Source organism: Streptomyces carpinensis, from assembly GCF_002154505.1.
In the GTDB taxonomy this organism is placed as follows: domain Bacteria; phylum Actinomycetota; class Actinomycetes; order Streptomycetales; family Streptomycetaceae; genus Streptomyces; species Streptomyces carpinensis.
Map to the genome: position 1 here is coordinate 1 of NZ_MUBM01000129.1, position 13,230 is coordinate 13,230.

Sequence of the window (13,230 nt, forward strand, 5' to 3'; positions counted from 1 at the left end):
CAGCTTGTCGAAGTCGGTGCGCTGCTCGACACGCGTGGCCTCGACCTTGTACGTGACCTTCAGAACCGGCGAGTAGATCGAGTCGACCGGGATGCGGCCGATCTCCTGGCCCACCTGCTTGTTCTGCACGGCGGAGACGTAGCCGCGACCGCGCTCGACGGTCAGCTCCATCTCCAGCTTGCCCTTGCCGTTGAGCGTGGCGAGGACGAGGTCGGGGTTGTGCACCTCGACACCGGCCGGGGGCGCGATGTCGGCGGCGGTGACCAGACCCGGGCCCTGCTTGCGCAGGTACATCACGACGGGCTCGTCGTGCTCCGAGGAGACGACCAGCTGCTTGATGTTGAGGATCAGGTCGGTGACGTCCTCCTTGACGCCCGGCACGGTGGTGAACTCGTGCAGGACGCCGTCGATGCGGATGCTGGTGACAGCAGCTCCGGGGATCGACGACAGGAGGGTACGGCGCAGGGAGTTGCCGAGGGTGTAGCCGAAGCCCGGCTCCAGCGGCTCGATCACGAACCGGGAGCGGAACTCGTCGACGACCTCTTCGGTCAACGAGGGTCGCTGAGCGATCAGCATCTGTGGATCAGATCCTTCTTTCGTGGACGCCCGCTATTTGACGTCCGACGGAGACCGCACCCGTGAAGAGTGCGGGTACTGCAAGGGTACGGGCAGCACGACCCGAAGGAGCCGTACCGCCCGAACCGACGCCCTGGAGCGGCGAGCGTCAGACGCGACGACGCTTCGGCGGACGGCAGCCGTTGTGCGGGGTCGGGGTGACGTCCTGGATGGAGCCGACCTCGAGACCCGTGGCCTGCAGGGAGCGGATCGCGGTCTCACGACCGGAACCCGGGCCCTTGACGAACACGTCGACCTTGCGCATGCCGTGCTCCTGGGCGCGGCGGGCGGCCGACTCGGCGGCCATCTGCGCGGCGAACGGCGTGGACTTCCGGGAGCCCTTGAAGCCGACGTGGCCGGCGGAGGCCCAGGAGATCACGTTGCCGCTCGGGTCGGTGATCGAAACGATGGTGTTGTTGAACGTGCTCTTGATGTGCGCGTGGCCGTGAGCGACGTTCTTCTTTTCCTTGCGGCGCACCTTCTTGGCAGCGCCCTGACGTCCCTTGGGGGGCATGTCGAAAACTCCTACGGGAGGTGGTCGGTCCTACAGCGAAGACCGCTGGACGGCGAGTGTCGCTGCGGACTACTTCTTGCCCGGCTTCTTCTTGCCGGCGATGGCGCGACGCGGGCCCTTGCGGGTACGGGCGTTGGTGCTGGTGCGCTGACCGCGGACGGGCAGACCGCGACGGTGACGGAGACCCTGGTAGGTACCGATCTCGACCTTGCGGCGGATGTCGGCCTGGATCTCGCGACGGAGGTCACCCTCGGTCCTGATGTTGTTGTCGACGTACTCGCGGATCGCGACGAGCTGCTCCTCGGAGAGGTCGCGAACTCGGGTGTTCGGGTCGATGCCGGTCGCAGCAAGGGTCTGCTGCGACAGGGTCCGGCCAATGCCGAACACGTAGGTGAGTGCGATCTCCACGCGCTTTTCGCGCGGGATGTCAACACCGGAAACGCGTGCCATTCAATGGCTCCAGTTGATCTTCGGAGGTCTTCCGCAGAACCGACTCCCGGCCGCCGTACGAGGTACGAACCGGGTCCCCGGCCTCCGAACCGGGGGTGTCAAGCCGCCTCGCGGCTCGGGTCCTGCGTATGAACATATTCAGCTCGCGTCGCGCGAATCTCTGCGATAGCGGTGCAGAGGGTGCGGTCGGTCGTACGTCAGCCCTGGCGCTGCTTGTGGCGCGGGTTCTCGCAGATGACCATGACCCGGCCGTGACGGCGGATCACCCTGCACTTGTCGCAGATCTTCTTGACGCTCGGCTTGACCTTCATGGGATGTGAGGTTCTCCGGGTCAGTTGCCGGCGGCCCCGCGGTCACCGCGGGACGTGGGGCAAGATCTACTTGTAGCGGTAGACGATCCGGCCACGCGTCAGGTCGTACGGAGACAGCTCCACCACGACCCGGTCGTCAGGGAGGATGCGGATGTAGTGCATACGCATCTTGCCGCTGATGTGTGCCAGGACCTGGTGGCCGTTCTGGAGCTCGACCTTGAACATGGCGTTCGGCAGAGACTCGACGACAGTGCCCTCGATCTCGATGGCACCTTGCTTCTTGGCCACGCTTCGCCCTTCGAATCGACTACCTTGATCGACTCTCTCTGCTTCCCTTGCGGGCGCATGCGGACATGCGGGTGCACGAGAGCCGACGAGTCAGTCTACGTCAGCGCACCCGGAAACACGAATCGGAGGAGTCTGCCCCGCGCAGGAGATCGTTATGCGAGCGGGGAGCCGTCGAGAAGCGCCGTCACGCCAGCGGGTCCGGCGCCGCGGTGATGCCGTACTCCGCGAGCTTCGCCCTGCCGGCGTCCGGGGCCGTCAGGACCAGCGGCCCCTGCTCGGTCAGGGCGACCGAGTGCTCCCAGTGGGAGGACCAGGTGCCGTCCGTGGTGATGACCGTCCAGTCGTCCTCGAGGACCCGCGTCCGCGGGGTGCCGAGGGAGACCATCGGCTCGATGGCCAGGCAGAAGCCGGGGACCAGCTTGGGGCCCTTGCCGCGCCGCCGGTCGACGTAGTTCAGCAGGTGCGGGTCCATGTGCATCTCGGTGCCGATGCCGTGGCCGCCGTAGTCCTCGATGATCCCGTACCGGCCGCCACCGGGCTTGGGCTGGCGGCGGATGTACGTCTCGACGGCACGGGAGATGTCGACCAGCCGGTTGCCCTGCTTCATGGCGGCGATCCCGGCCCACATCGACCCCTCGGTCACCCGGGAGAGCTCGACGAGCTCCGGGGAGTGACCGGATCCCACGAACGCCGTGTAGGCGGCGTCGCCGTGCCAGCCGTCGACGATCGCGCCGCAGTCGATGGAGATGACGTCGCCGTCCTTGAGGACGACGTCCTCCGACGGGATGCCGTGGACGACGACCTCGTTGACCGAGGTGCAGATCGTGGCCGGGAAGCCGCCGTAGCCGAGGAAGTTCGGCTTGGCGTTGTGCTCGGCGAGAACCTTGCGGGCCACCTCGTCCAGGTCCTTGGTGCTCGCCCCGGGCACGGCCGCCTCCCGGGTGGCCGCGTGGATCGCGGCGACGACCAGCCCCGCCGCACGCATCTTGGCGATCTGCTCGGGGGTCTTGATCTGCACCATGGGGACAACGGCCTTTCTCGGACCGGACGAGGACTCTCCGGGAGGTGGGTCCCCGGAAGGGGGCGGACTCATTCAAAGATACGGGGGCGCGACCCGACCCCACAGCGCAGCCGCGGTCCCTTCCGGAGGAACCGCGGCTGCACGCGACATGGTGACTACTTCGTGGCGTCCTCGCGCTTGAGCGCCTCCAGCGCGCGCCGCGTGATCTCGTCCACCGGGCCGAGCGAGGAGATCGTCACGACCAGGCCCTGCGCCTTGTAGTAGTCGATGATCGGCTCGGTCTGCGTGTGGTAGACCTCCAGCCGCTTGCGGACGGTCCCCTCGGAGTCGTCGTCGCGCTGGTACAGCTCACCGCCGCAGACGTCGCAGACGCCCTCCTGCTTCGGCGGGCTGTAGGTCACGTGGAAGACGTGACTGGACTCGTTCCGGCAGACCCGCCGGCCGGCGATCCGCTTGACGACCTCGTCCTCGGGGACCTCCAGGTCCAGCACCGCGTCGAGCTTGATGCTCTCCTCCTGCAGCAGTGCGTCCAGCGCCTCGGCCTGGGACACGTTGCGCGGGAAGCCGTCCAGCAGGAAGCCGCCCTCGGCGTCGGGCTGCTCCATGCGGTCCTTGGCCATGGCGATGGTGACCTCGTCGGGTACGAGGTTGCCGGCGTCCATGTAGGACTTCGCGAGCTTGCCGAGCTCGGTCTGCTTGCTGATGTTGGCGCGGAACAGGTCACCCGTGGAGATGTGCGGGATGCGCAGCTTCTCGGCAAGGCGTACGGCCTGTGTTCCCTTACCGGCACCAGGCGGCCCGACGAGGACGATTCGCATCAGCGGAGGAACCCTTCGTAATTGCGCTGCTGGAGCTGGCTCTCGATCTGCTTCACCGTCTCGAGGCCGACACCCACGATGATCAGGATGCTGGTCCCGCCGAAGGGGAAGTTCTGGCTTGCGCCGAACCCGACCAACGCCATTGTCGGCACGAGAGCGATCAGACCCAGATACAGCGAACCCGGCCAGGTGATCCGGTTGAGCACGAACGAAAGGTACTCAGCGGTCGGTCGGCCAGCCCGGATGCCCGGGATGAAGCCACCATACTTCTTCATGTTGTCCGCGACTTCTTCGGGGTTGAAGGAGATCGCCACGTAGAAGAACGCGAAGAACACGATGAGCAAGAAGTACATGGTGATGTAAATCGGGTGATCGCCCTTGGTCAGGTTCTGCGTCACCCACGTCTTCCACCCCGCGTTGCCGCCCGCGAACTGGGCGACCAGTGCCGGGATGTAGAGCAGCGACGACGCGAAGATGACGGGAATCACACCGGCCTGGTTGACCTTGAGCGGGATGTACGTGGACGTACCGCCGTAGGACCGTCGGCCGATCATGCGCTTCGCGTACTGCACCGGGATGCGGCGCTGGGCCTGCTCCACGAAGACGACCAGACCGACCATGACCAGGCCGACCAGGATGACGGTGCCGAACTCGATCCAGCCGCCGGCCAGGGTGCCCTGCTTCTTGATGGCCCACAGCGCGGACGGGAACGTCGCGGCGATCGAGATGAACATCAGGATCGACATGCCGTTGCCGATGCCGCGGTCGGTGATGAGCTCACCGAGCCACATGACGACGGTCGTGCCGGCGGTCATGCAGATGACCATGACGATGGTGTTGAAGATCGCCCGCTCGGGCACGATGCTGCCCGCGACCGTGCACCCGGAGAACAGGGCGCCACTGCGGGCGGTGGCCACCAGGCCGGTGCCCTGCAGGATGGCCAGCGCCACCGTCAGGTAACGGGTGTACTGGGTGATCTTGGACGTGCCGGCCTGGCCCTCCTTCTTGAGGGCTTCCAGGCGCGGGATCACCACGGTCAGCAGCTGCAGGATGATGCTCGCCGTGATGTACGGCATGATCCCGAGGGCGAAGACCGTGATCTGCAGCAGTGCGCCGCCGCTGAACATGTTGACCAGGCCGAAGAGCCCCTGGTTGCCGGATGCCTCGGTCACACACTGCTGGACGGCCTTGTAGTTGACGCCCGGGATCGGGATGTGGGTACCGAGGCGGTACACCACGATGATGCCGAGTGTGAAGAGCAGCTTCTTGCGCAGGTCGGGCGTCCTGAACGCCCGGGCGAAGCCGGTGAGCACGGTGCCTCCTGCGACCCCCGCGCCAGTGCGTCAAGGGTGACGGTCTTGAGGTTCGATGAAAAGAGCAGTGCAGGCCACCTTACCGGCGACACTGCCCCCCTTGGAACGACCAACCGGGGATACCTCATTGTGAGGTATCCCCGGTCGGGACTGTCTACGTCATCGAAAGGCCTGAGCGATCGCTCAGACGAGCTCGGTGACAGTGCCGCCGGCGGCGGCGATCTTCTCCTTGGCGGAGCCGGAGACGGCGTCCACCGTCACCTGCAGCGCCACGGAGACCTCGCCCTGGCCGAGGACCTTGACGAGGCTGTTCTTGCGAACGGCACCCTTGGCCACCAGGTCCTCGACCGTGACCTCGCCACCCTGCGGGTAGAGCGCGGCCAGCTTGTCGAGGTTCACGACCTGGTACTCGGTCTTGAACGGGTTCTTGAAGCCCTTCAGCTTCGGGAGGCGCATGTGCAGAGGCATCTGGCCGCCCTCGAAGCTCTCCGGAACCTGGTAGCGGGCCTTCGTGCCCTTGGTACCACGACCGGCCGTCTTACCCTTCGACGCCTCACCACGACCGACACGGGTCTTGGCGGTCTTGGCGCCCGGGGCGGGACGGAGGTTGTGGATCTTCAGCGGGTTCTGCTCCGCCATGATCAGTCGACCTCCTCGACCGTTACGAGGTGGCGGACGGTGTGCACCATGCCGCGGAACTCGGGACGGTCCTCCTTGACGACCACGTCACCCAGGCGCTTGAGGCCCAGGGAACGCAGGGTGTCGCGGTGGTTCTGCTTGCTGCCGATGTAGGACTTCGTCTGCGTGATCTTGAGCTGCGCCATGATTACGCACCCGCCCCGGCACGCGCACGCAGGAGAGCCGCGGGAGCGACGTCCTCGAGGGGCAGACCGCGGCGGGCCGCGATCTCCTCGGGACGCTGCAGGCCCTTGAGGGCCTCCACGGTGGCGTGCACGATGTTGATGGCGTTGTCGGAGCCGAGCGACTTCGACAGCACGTCGTGGATACCGGCGCACTCGAGCACGGCACGCACCGGACCACCGGCGATAACACCGGTACCGGGGGACGCGGGCTTGAGCAGCACGACGCCGGCAGCCTTCTCACCCTGGATGGGGTGCGGGATGGTGCCCTGGATCCGGGGGACCTTGAAGAAGTGCTTCTTGGCCTCCTCAACGCCCTTGGCGATGGCGGCCGGCACCTCCTTGGCCTTGCCGTATCCGACACCCACGGTGCCGTCACCGTCGCCCACCACGACCAGCGCGGTGAAGCTGAAGCGACGACCACCCTTCACAACCTTGGCGACGCGGTTGATCGCGACGACGCGCTCAACGTACGCGGTCTTCTCGGCGGCAGCTGCGCCGCCGTCACGGCCCTTCCGGTCCCGCCGCTCGCCGCCACCGGCACCGCCACCGCGGCGCTGGGGTCCAGCCATTGGAATTACCTCTCTCTGTTTCCGCTAGCTCGGAACCGGCTCAGAACTTCAGGCCGGCTTCGCGGGCGGCGTCCGCCAGGGCGGCGATGCGCCCGGCGTACTGGTTGCCACCACGGTCGAACACGACGGCCTCGACACCGGCGGCCTTGGCACGCTCGGCGACCAGGGCGCCGACCTGCTTGGCCTGCGCGGACTTGTCGCCCTCGCCACCGCGGATCGAGGTGTCCAGGGTGGACGCCGACGCCAGGGTGTGGCCCTTCAGGTCGTCGATCACCTGCGCCACGATGTGGCGGTTGGAGCGGGTCACGACCAGACGGGGGCGCTCCGCCGTACCGGCGATCCGCTTGCGGATCCGGATGTGACGGCGCTTGATCGCGGCGCGCTTGTAGGCGTCGCCCTTGAGGATCTTCTGCCCGTATGCCATGGCTTACTTACCCGCCTTTCCGACCTTGCGGCGGATGACTTCGCCCTCGTACTTGACGCCCTTGGCCTTGTACGGGTCCGGCTTGCGCAGCTTGCGGATGTTGGCCGCAACCTCGCCGACCTTCTGCTTGTCGATGCCCTCGACCGAGAAGCGGGTCGGGGCCTCCACCTTGAAGGTGATGCCCTCGGGCGCCTCGACCAGGATCGGGTGGCTGTAGCCGAGCGCGAACTCGAGGTTCGAGCCCTTGGCGACAACGCGGTAACCGACACCGCTGATCTCGAGCTTCTTCACGTAACCCTGGGTCACGCCGGTGATCATGTTCGCCACCAGCGTGCGGGACAGGCCGTGCAGGGCCCTGTTCTGACGCTCGTCGTTCGGGCGGGTCACCAGCAGGGTGCCGTCTTCGCCCTTGGCGACCTCGATCGGCGCCGCGACGGTGTGGGTCAGCTCGCCCTTGGGGCCCTTGACCGAAACCGTACGGCCGTCGATGGTGACGTCCACGCCGGCGGGAACCGCGATGGGGAGCTTGCCGATGCGCGACATAGCTGTTTCCTCCGTTCCCTTCCGTTACCAGACGTAGGCGAGGACTTCCCCACCCACGCCCTTCTTGCCGGCCTGCTTGTCGGTGAGGAGCCCGTGCGACGTGGAGATGATCGCCACGCCGAGGCCGCCGAGCACCTTCGGCAGGTTGGTGGACTTCGCGTAGACCCGGAGACCGGGCTTGGAGATCCGCTTGATGCCCGCGATGGAGCGCTCACGGTTCGGGCCGTACTTCAGCTCGAGGACGAGGTTCTTGCCGACCTCGGCGTCCTCGGTCTTCCAGCCCGTGATGAAGCCCTCCTGCTGGAGGATCTCCGCGATGTGCGACTTGATCTTCGAGTGCGGCATGGTCACGGTGTCGTGGTATGCCGAGTTCGCGTTCCGCAGACGCGTGAGCATGTCTGCGATCGGATCAGTCATGGTCATGAATTGGCCTTCGGCCTCTCTCGCCGGGGTTTCCTGGTGCGCCATCCCTCTCCCCGATCCGAGACGGGACGGGTGCGGCGCGGTGGACCTACGGCGTAGTAAGTCGTACGGGCACGGCAGGCGCCCAACCCCACAAGCCTAAGGCATGTGAGGTGGGCCTCCTGCCGGACCCAGATGCTTACCGAGAGCCCGGCTTCAACCCAACTGGGTTGTTACCAGGAGCTCTTGGTCACGCCCGGCAGCTCGCCACGGTGAGCCATCTCACGAAGGCACACGCGGCACAGGCCGAACTTGCGGTACACGGAGTGCGGACGGCCGCAGCGCTGGCAGCGCGTGTAGCTACGCACACCGAACTTGGGCTTGCGAGCAGCCTTGGCAATCAGAGCCTTCTTCGCCATCTCGCTCACGCCTCCTTGAACGGGAAGCCGAGGTGACGAAGGAGCGCGCGGCCCTCAGCGTCGTTGGTCGCCGTGGTGACCACGGTGATGTCCATACCCCGGACGCGGTCGATCTTGTCCTGGTCGATCTCGTGGAACATGACCTGCTCCGTGAGACCGAAGGTGTAGTTGCCACGGCCGTCGAACTGCTTGGGGGACAGGCCGCGGAAGTCGCGGATGCGCGGCAGCGCGAGCGACAGGGTGCGGTCCAGGAACTCCCACATGCGGTCGCCACGGAGCGTGACGTGGGCACCGATCGGCTGACCCTCACGCAGCTTGAACTGCGCGATGGACTTGCGGGCCTTGGTGACCGCCGGCTTCTGGCCGGTGATCGTGGTGAGGTCGCGGATGGCGCCCTCGATCAGCTTGGAGTCGCGGGCGGCGTCGCCCACACCCATGTTGACCACGATCTTGACGAGGCCCGGGATCTGCATGACGTTCTCGTACTTGAACTCGTCACGCAGCTTCGGGGCGATCTCGTCGCGGTACTTCTGCTTCAGACGCGGGGCAGTGGTGGTAGCCATCAGATGTCCTCACCCGTCCGCTTGGCAACGCGGATCTTGTTGCCTTCGTCGTCGAAGCGGTAACCGACACGCGTGACGACCTTCTGACCGTCCTTCTCCACGACGAGCTGAACGTTGCTCACGTGGATCGGGGCCTCGGTGGTCACGATGCCGCCGGCCTGGGAACCGCTGGCGGTCGGGCCGGCCTTGGTGTGCTTCTTGACCCGGTTGACACCCTCGACCAGGACACGCTCCTCGCGCGGGTAAGCGGCAATGACCTTGCCCTGCTTGCCCTTGTCCTTGCCGGTGATGACCTGGACCAGGTCGCCCTTCTTGATCTTCATGCTCACAGCACCTCCGGCGCGAGGGAGATGATCTTCATGAACTTCTTCTCGCGCAGCTCACGGCCCACCGGGCCGAAGATACGGGTGCCGCGAGGGTCGCCGTCGTTCTTCAGAATGACGGCGGCGTTCTCGTCGAAGCGGATGTACGAGCCGTCCGGACGGCGGCGCTCCTTGACGGTGCGAACGATGACCGCCTTGACGACGTCACCCTTCTTCACGTTGCCACCGGGGATCGCGTCCTTGACGGTGGCGACGATGACGTCACCGATGCCCGCGTAGCGGCGACCGGAGCCACCGAGCACACGGATGCAAAGGATCTCCTTCGCACCAGTGTTGTCGGCGACACGCAGTCGCGACTCCTGCTGGATCACGTCTATCTCCTGATCGTCTGCCGGTTCCCCGGGGGCCGCTCAGGCGAGCGGCCCCCGGAGCCTGGCGGAACTGACCTGCGGGGTCTGCCCCGCAGGAATTACTTGGCCTTCTCGAGGATCTCGACGACGCGCCAGCGCTTCGTCGCGGACAGCGGCCGGGTCTCCATCAGGAGGACGCGGTCGCCGACACCCGCGGCGTTCTGCTCGTCGTGCGCCTTGAGCTTGTTGGTACGGCGGATGACCTTGCCGTACAGCGCGTGCTTCACGCGGTCCTCGACGGCGACGACGACGGTCTTGTCCATCTTGTCGCTGACGACGAGACCCTCACGGGTCTTGCGGAAGCCACGGGCCTCTGCGTTCTCAGTCACGTTCTTCTCGCTCATCAGGCGTTCTCCACCGTTTCGATGCCCAGCTCACGCTCGCGCATCAGGGTGTAGATCCGCGCGATGTCCTTGCGGACCGCCTTCAGACGGCCGTGGTTCTCGAGCTGACCGGTCGCCGCCTGGAAGCGGAGGTTGAACAGCTCTTCCTTGGCCTCGCGGAGCTTGCCCAGAAGCTCCTCGTTGCCCAGCTCGCGCAGCTCGGACGCCTTGGTACCGGCCGACATCACGCTTCACCTGCCTCGCGCTTGACGATCCGGCACTTCATCGGCAGCTTGTGGGCCGCACGAAGCAGCGCCTCACGGGCGATCTTCTCGTTGGGGTACGACAGCTCGAACATCACGCGTCCGGGCTTGACGTTCGCGACCCACCACTCCGGGGAACCCTTACCGGAACCCATGCGGGTCTCGGCCGGCTTCTTGGTGAGGGGGCGGTCCGGGTAGATGTTGATCCAGACCTTGCCGCCACGCTTGATGTGACGGGTCATGGCGATACGAGCCGCCTCGATCTGGCGGTTCGTGACGTACGCCGGGGTCAGCGCCTGGATGCCGTACTCGCCGAACGCAACCTGGGTACCGCCCTTGGCAGCGCCGCTGCGCTTCGGGTGGTGCTGCTTGCGGTGCTTGACCCTACGGGGGATCAGCATTTCGGTCAGGCCTCCGTTCCGGTGCTCTCAGCCGGAGCGGCAGCGGCCGGAGCCTCGGCCTTGGGGGCCTCGGCGGCGGGAGCCGACTGCTGCTGCGGCTTGCGACCGCGCCGCTCGCCACCGCGGCCACCACGGGCCGGGCGGTCGGCGCCACCGCGAGCCGGGCGGTTGCCCGCACGGGCGGCGGCGTTCTCGGCGCGGACCTCGGCGATGTTCTTGACGTCGCCCTTGTAGATCCAGACCTTCACGCCGATGCGGCCGAAGGTCGTCTTGGCCTCGAAGAAGCCGTAGTCCACGTTCGCGCGGAGCGTGTGCAGGGGCACGCGGCCCTCGCGGTAGAACTCCGAGCGGGACATCTCGGCGCCGCCGAGGCGGCCACCGCACTGGATCTTGATGCCCTTGGCGCCCGCCTTCATCGCCGACTGCATGCTCTTGCGCATGGCACGGCGGAAGGAGACGCGGGAGGAGAGCTGCTCGGCGACGGCCTGGGCCACGAGCTGAGCGTCGGTCTCGGGGTTCTTGACCTCGAGGATGTTCAGCTGGACCTGCTTGCCGGTGAGCTTCTCGAGGTCGCCGCGGATGCGGTCGGCCTCGGCGCCGCGGCGGCCGATGACGATGCCCGGACGAGCGGTGTGGATGTCCACACGCACGCGGTCACGGGTGCGCTCGATCTCGACCTTGGAGATGCCGGCGCGCTCCATGCCGGACGTCATCATCCGACGGATGGCGACGTCTTCCTTGACGTAGTCCTTGTACAGCTTGTCGGCGTACCAACGCGACTTGAAGTCGGTCGTGACACCGAGCCGGAACCCGTGCGGGTTTACCTTCTGGCCCATTACCGGGTTCCTTCCTTGCTGCTGACGACCACGGTGATGTGGCTGGTCCGCTTGCGGATCCGGTAGGCACGGCCCTGGGCACGCGGACGGAACCGCTTCAGGGTCGGGCCCTCGTCGACGTACGCCTCGGAGACGTACAGGCTGTCGACGTCGGTGTGGTCGTAGTTGTGCGCGGCGTTGGCGATGGCGCTGTCCAGCACCTTGCCCACCGGCACGCTCGCGGCCTGCGGGGCGAAACGCAGGACCGCCTGAGCCTCCGCGGCGTCCATGCCACGGATGAGGTCCACCACACGGCGGGCCTTCATGGGCGTGACGCGGATGTACCGCGCCTGGGCCCTGGCTTCCATGGTTGTCCCTTCAGTGTTTGTCATGATCATTCACACCCCGCTGACTAGCGGCGCTTCGACTTCCGGTCTTCCTTGACGTGACCCCGGAAGGTGCGCGTCGGCGAGAACTCGCCGAGCTTGTGGCCGACCATGGACTCGGTGACAAACACCGGGATGTGGGTCTTGCCGTTGTGCACCGCGATCGTGTGGCCCAGCATGGCCGGGACGATCATCGAGCGGCGGGACCAGGTCTTGATGACGTTCTTGGTGCCGGCTTCGTTCTGGACGTCCACCTTCTTCATCAGGTGGTCGTCGACGAAAGGCCCCTTCTTCAAGCTACGAGGCATCTCAACCCGTCCTTAGCGCTTCTTGTTCGTCTTGCGGCGGCGGACGATGTACTTGTTGCTCGCCTTCTTGGGAGAACGAGTACGACCTTCCTTCTGACCCCAGGGGCTGACCGGGTGGCGACCACCCGAGGTCTTGCCCTCACCACCACCGTGGGGGTGGTCAACCGGGTTCATCGCCACACCGCGAACGGTCGGGCGGACGCCCAGCCAGCGCTTGCGGCCGGCCTTGCCCCAGTTGATGTTGCTCTGCTCGGCGTTGCCGACCTCGCCGACCGTGGCGCGGCAGCGCTGGTCGACCAGGCGGATCTCACCGGACGGCATGCGGAGGTGGGCCATCGAGCCCTCCTTCGCGAGCAGCTGCACGGAGGCACCGGCGGAGCGGGCGAACTTGGCGCCACCACCCGGACGGAGCTCGATCGCGTGCAGCGTCGTACCGACCGGGATGTTACGGAGGGCCAGGTTGTTGCCCGGCTTGATGTCGGCCCCGGGACCGTTCTCGACGCGGTCGCCCTGCGACAGGCCGCGCGGCGCGAGGATGTAGCGCTTCTCGCCGTCGGCGTAGTGCAGCAGCGCGATGCGCGCGGTGCGGTTGGGGTCGTACTCGATGTGCGCGACCTTCGCCGGCACGCCGTCCTTGTCGTGACGACGGAAGTCGATCACGCGGTAGGCGCGCTTGTGTCCGCCACCCTGGTGGCGAACGGTCACACGACCGGAATTGTTACGGCCGCCCTTGCTGTGCAGGGGACGGACCAGCGACTTCTCCGGCGTGGACCGCGTGACCTCGACGAAGTCGGCGACGCTGGCGCCACGACGGCCAGGAGTCGTCGGCTTGTACTTGCGGATACCCATTTCTCAGTCCTCGTCCGATATCGGACGATCCGGACCGCC

25 protein-coding genes are annotated in these 13,230 nt (G+C 66.5%); all 25 read right to left on the minus strand.

From position 1 onward, the window contains the following. The coding region (rpoA, locus tag BZY54_RS17945; protein ID WP_086726213.1) for a DNA-directed RNA polymerase subunit alpha at nt 1-576 on the minus strand (576 nt) is incomplete at its 3' end. 148 nt (nt 577-724) lie between these two features. After that, the gene (rpsK, locus tag BZY54_RS17950; protein ID WP_003956432.1) at nt 725-1,129 is read right to left on the minus strand and encodes a 30S ribosomal protein S11; all 405 of its coding nucleotides are present in this window, start codon (nt 1,127-1,129) and stop codon (nt 725-727) included. 69 nt (nt 1,130-1,198) lie between these two features. Beyond that, nucleotides 1,199-1,579, minus strand: a complete 381-nt coding sequence (gene rpsM / locus BZY54_RS17955) for a 30S ribosomal protein S13 (RefSeq protein WP_086726214.1) — start codon at nt 1,577-1,579, stop codon at nt 1,199-1,201. A gap of 197 nt (nt 1,580-1,776) precedes the next feature. Further along, nucleotides 1,777-1,890, minus strand: coding sequence for a 50S ribosomal protein L36 (gene rpmJ / locus BZY54_RS17960; protein ID WP_003998809.1), 114 nt, complete (start codon nt 1,888-1,890; stop codon nt 1,777-1,779). Between the two features lie 66 nt (nt 1,891-1,956). Further along, nucleotides 1,957-2,178 (minus strand): translation initiation factor IF-1, encoded by a 222-nt coding sequence (infA, locus tag BZY54_RS17965; protein WP_003948620.1) that lies wholly within the window; start codon nt 2,176-2,178, stop codon nt 1,957-1,959. A gap of 184 nt (nt 2,179-2,362) precedes the next feature. Further along, nucleotides 2,363-3,199 carry a type I methionyl aminopeptidase gene (gene map / locus BZY54_RS17970; RefSeq protein ID WP_086726215.1) on the minus strand — a complete coding sequence of 279 codons (837 nt, stop codon included), beginning with the start codon at nt 3,197-3,199 and terminating at the stop codon, nt 2,363-2,365. Between the two features lie 155 nt (nt 3,200-3,354). Then, nucleotides 3,355-4,017: an adenylate kinase gene (locus tag BZY54_RS17975; protein WP_086726216.1), complete on the minus strand. Its 663-nt coding sequence runs from the start codon at nt 4,015-4,017 to the stop codon at nt 3,355-3,357. Then, nucleotides 4,017-5,330, minus strand: a complete 1,314-nt coding sequence (secY, locus tag BZY54_RS17980; protein ID WP_086726217.1) for a preprotein translocase subunit SecY — start codon at nt 5,328-5,330, stop codon at nt 4,017-4,019. The genes BZY54_RS17975 and secY overlap by 1 nt, the downstream gene beginning before the upstream one ends. A gap of 183 nt (nt 5,331-5,513) precedes the next feature. Further along, nucleotides 5,514-5,969 carry a 50S ribosomal protein L15 gene (gene rplO / locus BZY54_RS17985; protein ID WP_086726218.1) on the minus strand — a complete coding sequence of 152 codons (456 nt, stop codon included), beginning with the start codon at nt 5,967-5,969 and terminating at the stop codon, nt 5,514-5,516. A gap of 2 nt (nt 5,970-5,971) precedes the next feature. Continuing rightward, on the minus strand, nt 5,972-6,154 hold the full coding sequence (rpmD, locus tag BZY54_RS17990; RefSeq protein WP_009190145.1) for a 50S ribosomal protein L30: 183 nt from the start codon (nt 6,152-6,154) through the stop codon (nt 5,972-5,974). A 2-nt stretch (nt 6,155-6,156) separates the two neighbouring features. Continuing rightward, complete coding sequence (gene rpsE, locus BZY54_RS17995; RefSeq protein WP_009190144.1) at nt 6,157-6,762, minus strand: 30S ribosomal protein S5; 606 nt, start codon at nt 6,760-6,762, stop codon at nt 6,157-6,159. 40 nt (nt 6,763-6,802) lie between these two features. Then, the gene (rplR, locus tag BZY54_RS18000) at nt 6,803-7,186 is read right to left on the minus strand and encodes a 50S ribosomal protein L18 (protein ID WP_030174556.1); all 384 of its coding nucleotides are present in this window, start codon (nt 7,184-7,186) and stop codon (nt 6,803-6,805) included. A 3-nt stretch (nt 7,187-7,189) separates the two neighbouring features. Further along, on the minus strand, nt 7,190-7,729 hold the full coding sequence (rplF, locus tag BZY54_RS18005) for a 50S ribosomal protein L6 (protein ID WP_086726219.1): 540 nt from the start codon (nt 7,727-7,729) through the stop codon (nt 7,190-7,192). A 24-nt stretch (nt 7,730-7,753) separates the two neighbouring features. After that, nucleotides 7,754-8,152, minus strand: a complete 399-nt coding sequence (gene rpsH / locus BZY54_RS18010) for a 30S ribosomal protein S8 (RefSeq protein WP_009190141.1) — start codon at nt 8,150-8,152, stop codon at nt 7,754-7,756. Nucleotides 8,153-8,364: 212 nt separating this feature from the next. Continuing rightward, nucleotides 8,365-8,550, minus strand: a complete 186-nt coding sequence (locus tag BZY54_RS18020; protein WP_059127180.1) for a type Z 30S ribosomal protein S14 — start codon at nt 8,548-8,550, stop codon at nt 8,365-8,367. Between the two features lie 5 nt (nt 8,551-8,555). Beyond that, nucleotides 8,556-9,113, minus strand: a complete 558-nt coding sequence (gene rplE, locus BZY54_RS18025) for a 50S ribosomal protein L5 (protein ID WP_030174550.1) — start codon at nt 9,111-9,113, stop codon at nt 8,556-8,558. Then, on the minus strand, nt 9,113-9,436 hold the full coding sequence (gene rplX / locus BZY54_RS18030) for a 50S ribosomal protein L24 (RefSeq protein ID WP_086726220.1): 324 nt from the start codon (nt 9,434-9,436) through the stop codon (nt 9,113-9,115). The genes rplE and rplX overlap by 1 nt, the downstream gene beginning before the upstream one ends. A gap of 2 nt (nt 9,437-9,438) precedes the next feature. Further along, nucleotides 9,439-9,807 (minus strand): 50S ribosomal protein L14, encoded by a 369-nt coding sequence (gene rplN / locus BZY54_RS18035; RefSeq protein ID WP_003998823.1) that lies wholly within the window; start codon nt 9,805-9,807, stop codon nt 9,439-9,441. 98 nt (nt 9,808-9,905) lie between these two features. Then, nucleotides 9,906-10,190 carry a 30S ribosomal protein S17 gene (rpsQ, locus tag BZY54_RS18040; protein WP_018543912.1) on the minus strand — a complete coding sequence of 95 codons (285 nt, stop codon included), beginning with the start codon at nt 10,188-10,190 and terminating at the stop codon, nt 9,906-9,908. Continuing rightward, nucleotides 10,190-10,414, minus strand: a complete 225-nt coding sequence (gene rpmC / locus BZY54_RS18045) for a 50S ribosomal protein L29 (RefSeq protein ID WP_018564811.1) — start codon at nt 10,412-10,414, stop codon at nt 10,190-10,192. The genes rpsQ and rpmC overlap by 1 nt, the downstream gene beginning before the upstream one ends. Next, nucleotides 10,414-10,833 carry a 50S ribosomal protein L16 gene (rplP, locus tag BZY54_RS18050; RefSeq protein ID WP_086726221.1) on the minus strand — a complete coding sequence of 140 codons (420 nt, stop codon included), beginning with the start codon at nt 10,831-10,833 and terminating at the stop codon, nt 10,414-10,416. Before rplP ends, rpmC begins: the two co-directional genes overlap by 1 nt. Nucleotides 10,834-10,838: 5 nt before the next feature. Further along, a complete protein-coding gene (gene rpsC / locus BZY54_RS18055; RefSeq protein WP_009190135.1) occupies nt 10,839-11,669 on the minus strand; it encodes a 30S ribosomal protein S3 in 831 nt (276 codons plus the stop codon). Then, on the minus strand, nt 11,669-12,016 hold the full coding sequence (rplV, locus tag BZY54_RS18060) for a 50S ribosomal protein L22 (RefSeq protein WP_086726222.1): 348 nt from the start codon (nt 12,014-12,016) through the stop codon (nt 11,669-11,671). Before rplV ends, rpsC begins: the two co-directional genes overlap by 1 nt. Nucleotides 12,017-12,060: 44 nt before the next feature. Further along, on the minus strand, nt 12,061-12,342 hold the full coding sequence (gene rpsS / locus BZY54_RS18065; protein ID WP_086726223.1) for a 30S ribosomal protein S19: 282 nt from the start codon (nt 12,340-12,342) through the stop codon (nt 12,061-12,063). Between the two features lie 12 nt (nt 12,343-12,354). Beyond that, complete coding sequence (gene rplB, locus BZY54_RS18070; protein WP_086726224.1) at nt 12,355-13,191, minus strand: 50S ribosomal protein L2; 837 nt, start codon at nt 13,189-13,191, stop codon at nt 12,355-12,357. Nucleotides 13,192-13,230 lie beyond the last annotated feature (39 nt).

Coding starts and splice junctions, on each gene's coding strand:
- BZY54_RS18020 (WP_059127180.1), bottom strand. CDS start 8,550: ATGGCGAAGAAGGCTCTGATTGCCAAGGCTGCTCGCAAGCCCAAGTTC.
- rpsC (WP_009190135.1), bottom strand. CDS start 11,669: ATGGGCCAGAAGGTAAACCCGCACGGGTTCCGGCTCGGTGTCACGACC.
- rplV (WP_086726222.1), bottom strand. CDS start 12,016: ATGGAAGCCAGGGCCCAGGCGCGGTACATCCGCGTCACGCCCATGAAG.
- rpmJ (WP_003998809.1), bottom strand. CDS start 1,890: ATGAAGGTCAAGCCGAGCGTCAAGAAGATCTGCGACAAGTGCAGGGTG.
- rplE (WP_030174550.1), bottom strand. CDS start 9,113: ATGGCTACCACCACTGCCCCGCGTCTGAAGCAGAAGTACCGCGACGAG.
- rpsS (WP_086726223.1), bottom strand. CDS start 12,342: ATGCCTCGTAGCTTGAAGAAGGGGCCTTTCGTCGACGACCACCTGATG.
- rpsK (WP_003956432.1), bottom strand. CDS start 1,129: ATGCCCCCCAAGGGACGTCAGGGCGCTGCCAAGAAGGTGCGCCGCAAG.
- rpsQ (WP_018543912.1), bottom strand. CDS start 10,190: ATGAGCGAGAAGAACGTGACTGAGAACGCAGAGGCCCGTGGCTTCCGC.
- map (WP_086726215.1), bottom strand. CDS start 3,199: ATGGTGCAGATCAAGACCCCCGAGCAGATCGCCAAGATGCGTGCGGCG.
- rpsM (WP_086726214.1), bottom strand. CDS start 1,579: ATGGCACGCGTTTCCGGTGTTGACATCCCGCGCGAAAAGCGCGTGGAG.
- rplR (WP_030174556.1), bottom strand. CDS start 7,186: ATGGCATACGGGCAGAAGATCCTCAAGGGCGACGCCTACAAGCGCGCC.
- rpmD (WP_009190145.1), bottom strand. CDS start 6,154: ATGGCGCAGCTCAAGATCACGCAGACGAAGTCCTACATCGGCAGCAAG.
- BZY54_RS17975 (WP_086726216.1), bottom strand. CDS start 4,017: ATGCGAATCGTCCTCGTCGGGCCGCCTGGTGCCGGTAAGGGAACACAG.
- rplB (WP_086726224.1), bottom strand. CDS start 13,191: ATGGGTATCCGCAAGTACAAGCCGACGACTCCTGGCCGTCGTGGCGCC.
- rpsH (WP_009190141.1), bottom strand. CDS start 8,152: ATGACCATGACTGATCCGATCGCAGACATGCTCACGCGTCTGCGGAAC.
- rplO (WP_086726218.1), bottom strand. CDS start 5,969: ATGGCGGAGCAGAACCCGCTGAAGATCCACAACCTCCGTCCCGCCCCG.
- rplP (WP_086726221.1), bottom strand. CDS start 10,833: ATGCTGATCCCCCGTAGGGTCAAGCACCGCAAGCAGCACCACCCGAAG.
- rpsE (WP_009190144.1), bottom strand. CDS start 6,762: ATGGCTGGACCCCAGCGCCGCGGTGGCGGTGCCGGTGGCGGCGAGCGG.
- rplF (WP_086726219.1), bottom strand. CDS start 7,729: ATGTCGCGCATCGGCAAGCTCCCCATCGCGGTTCCCGCCGGCGTGGAC.
- rplX (WP_086726220.1), bottom strand. CDS start 9,436: ATGAAGATCAAGAAGGGCGACCTGGTCCAGGTCATCACCGGCAAGGAC.
- rpmC (WP_018564811.1), bottom strand. CDS start 10,414: ATGTCGGCCGGTACCAAGGCGTCCGAGCTGCGCGAGCTGGGCAACGAG.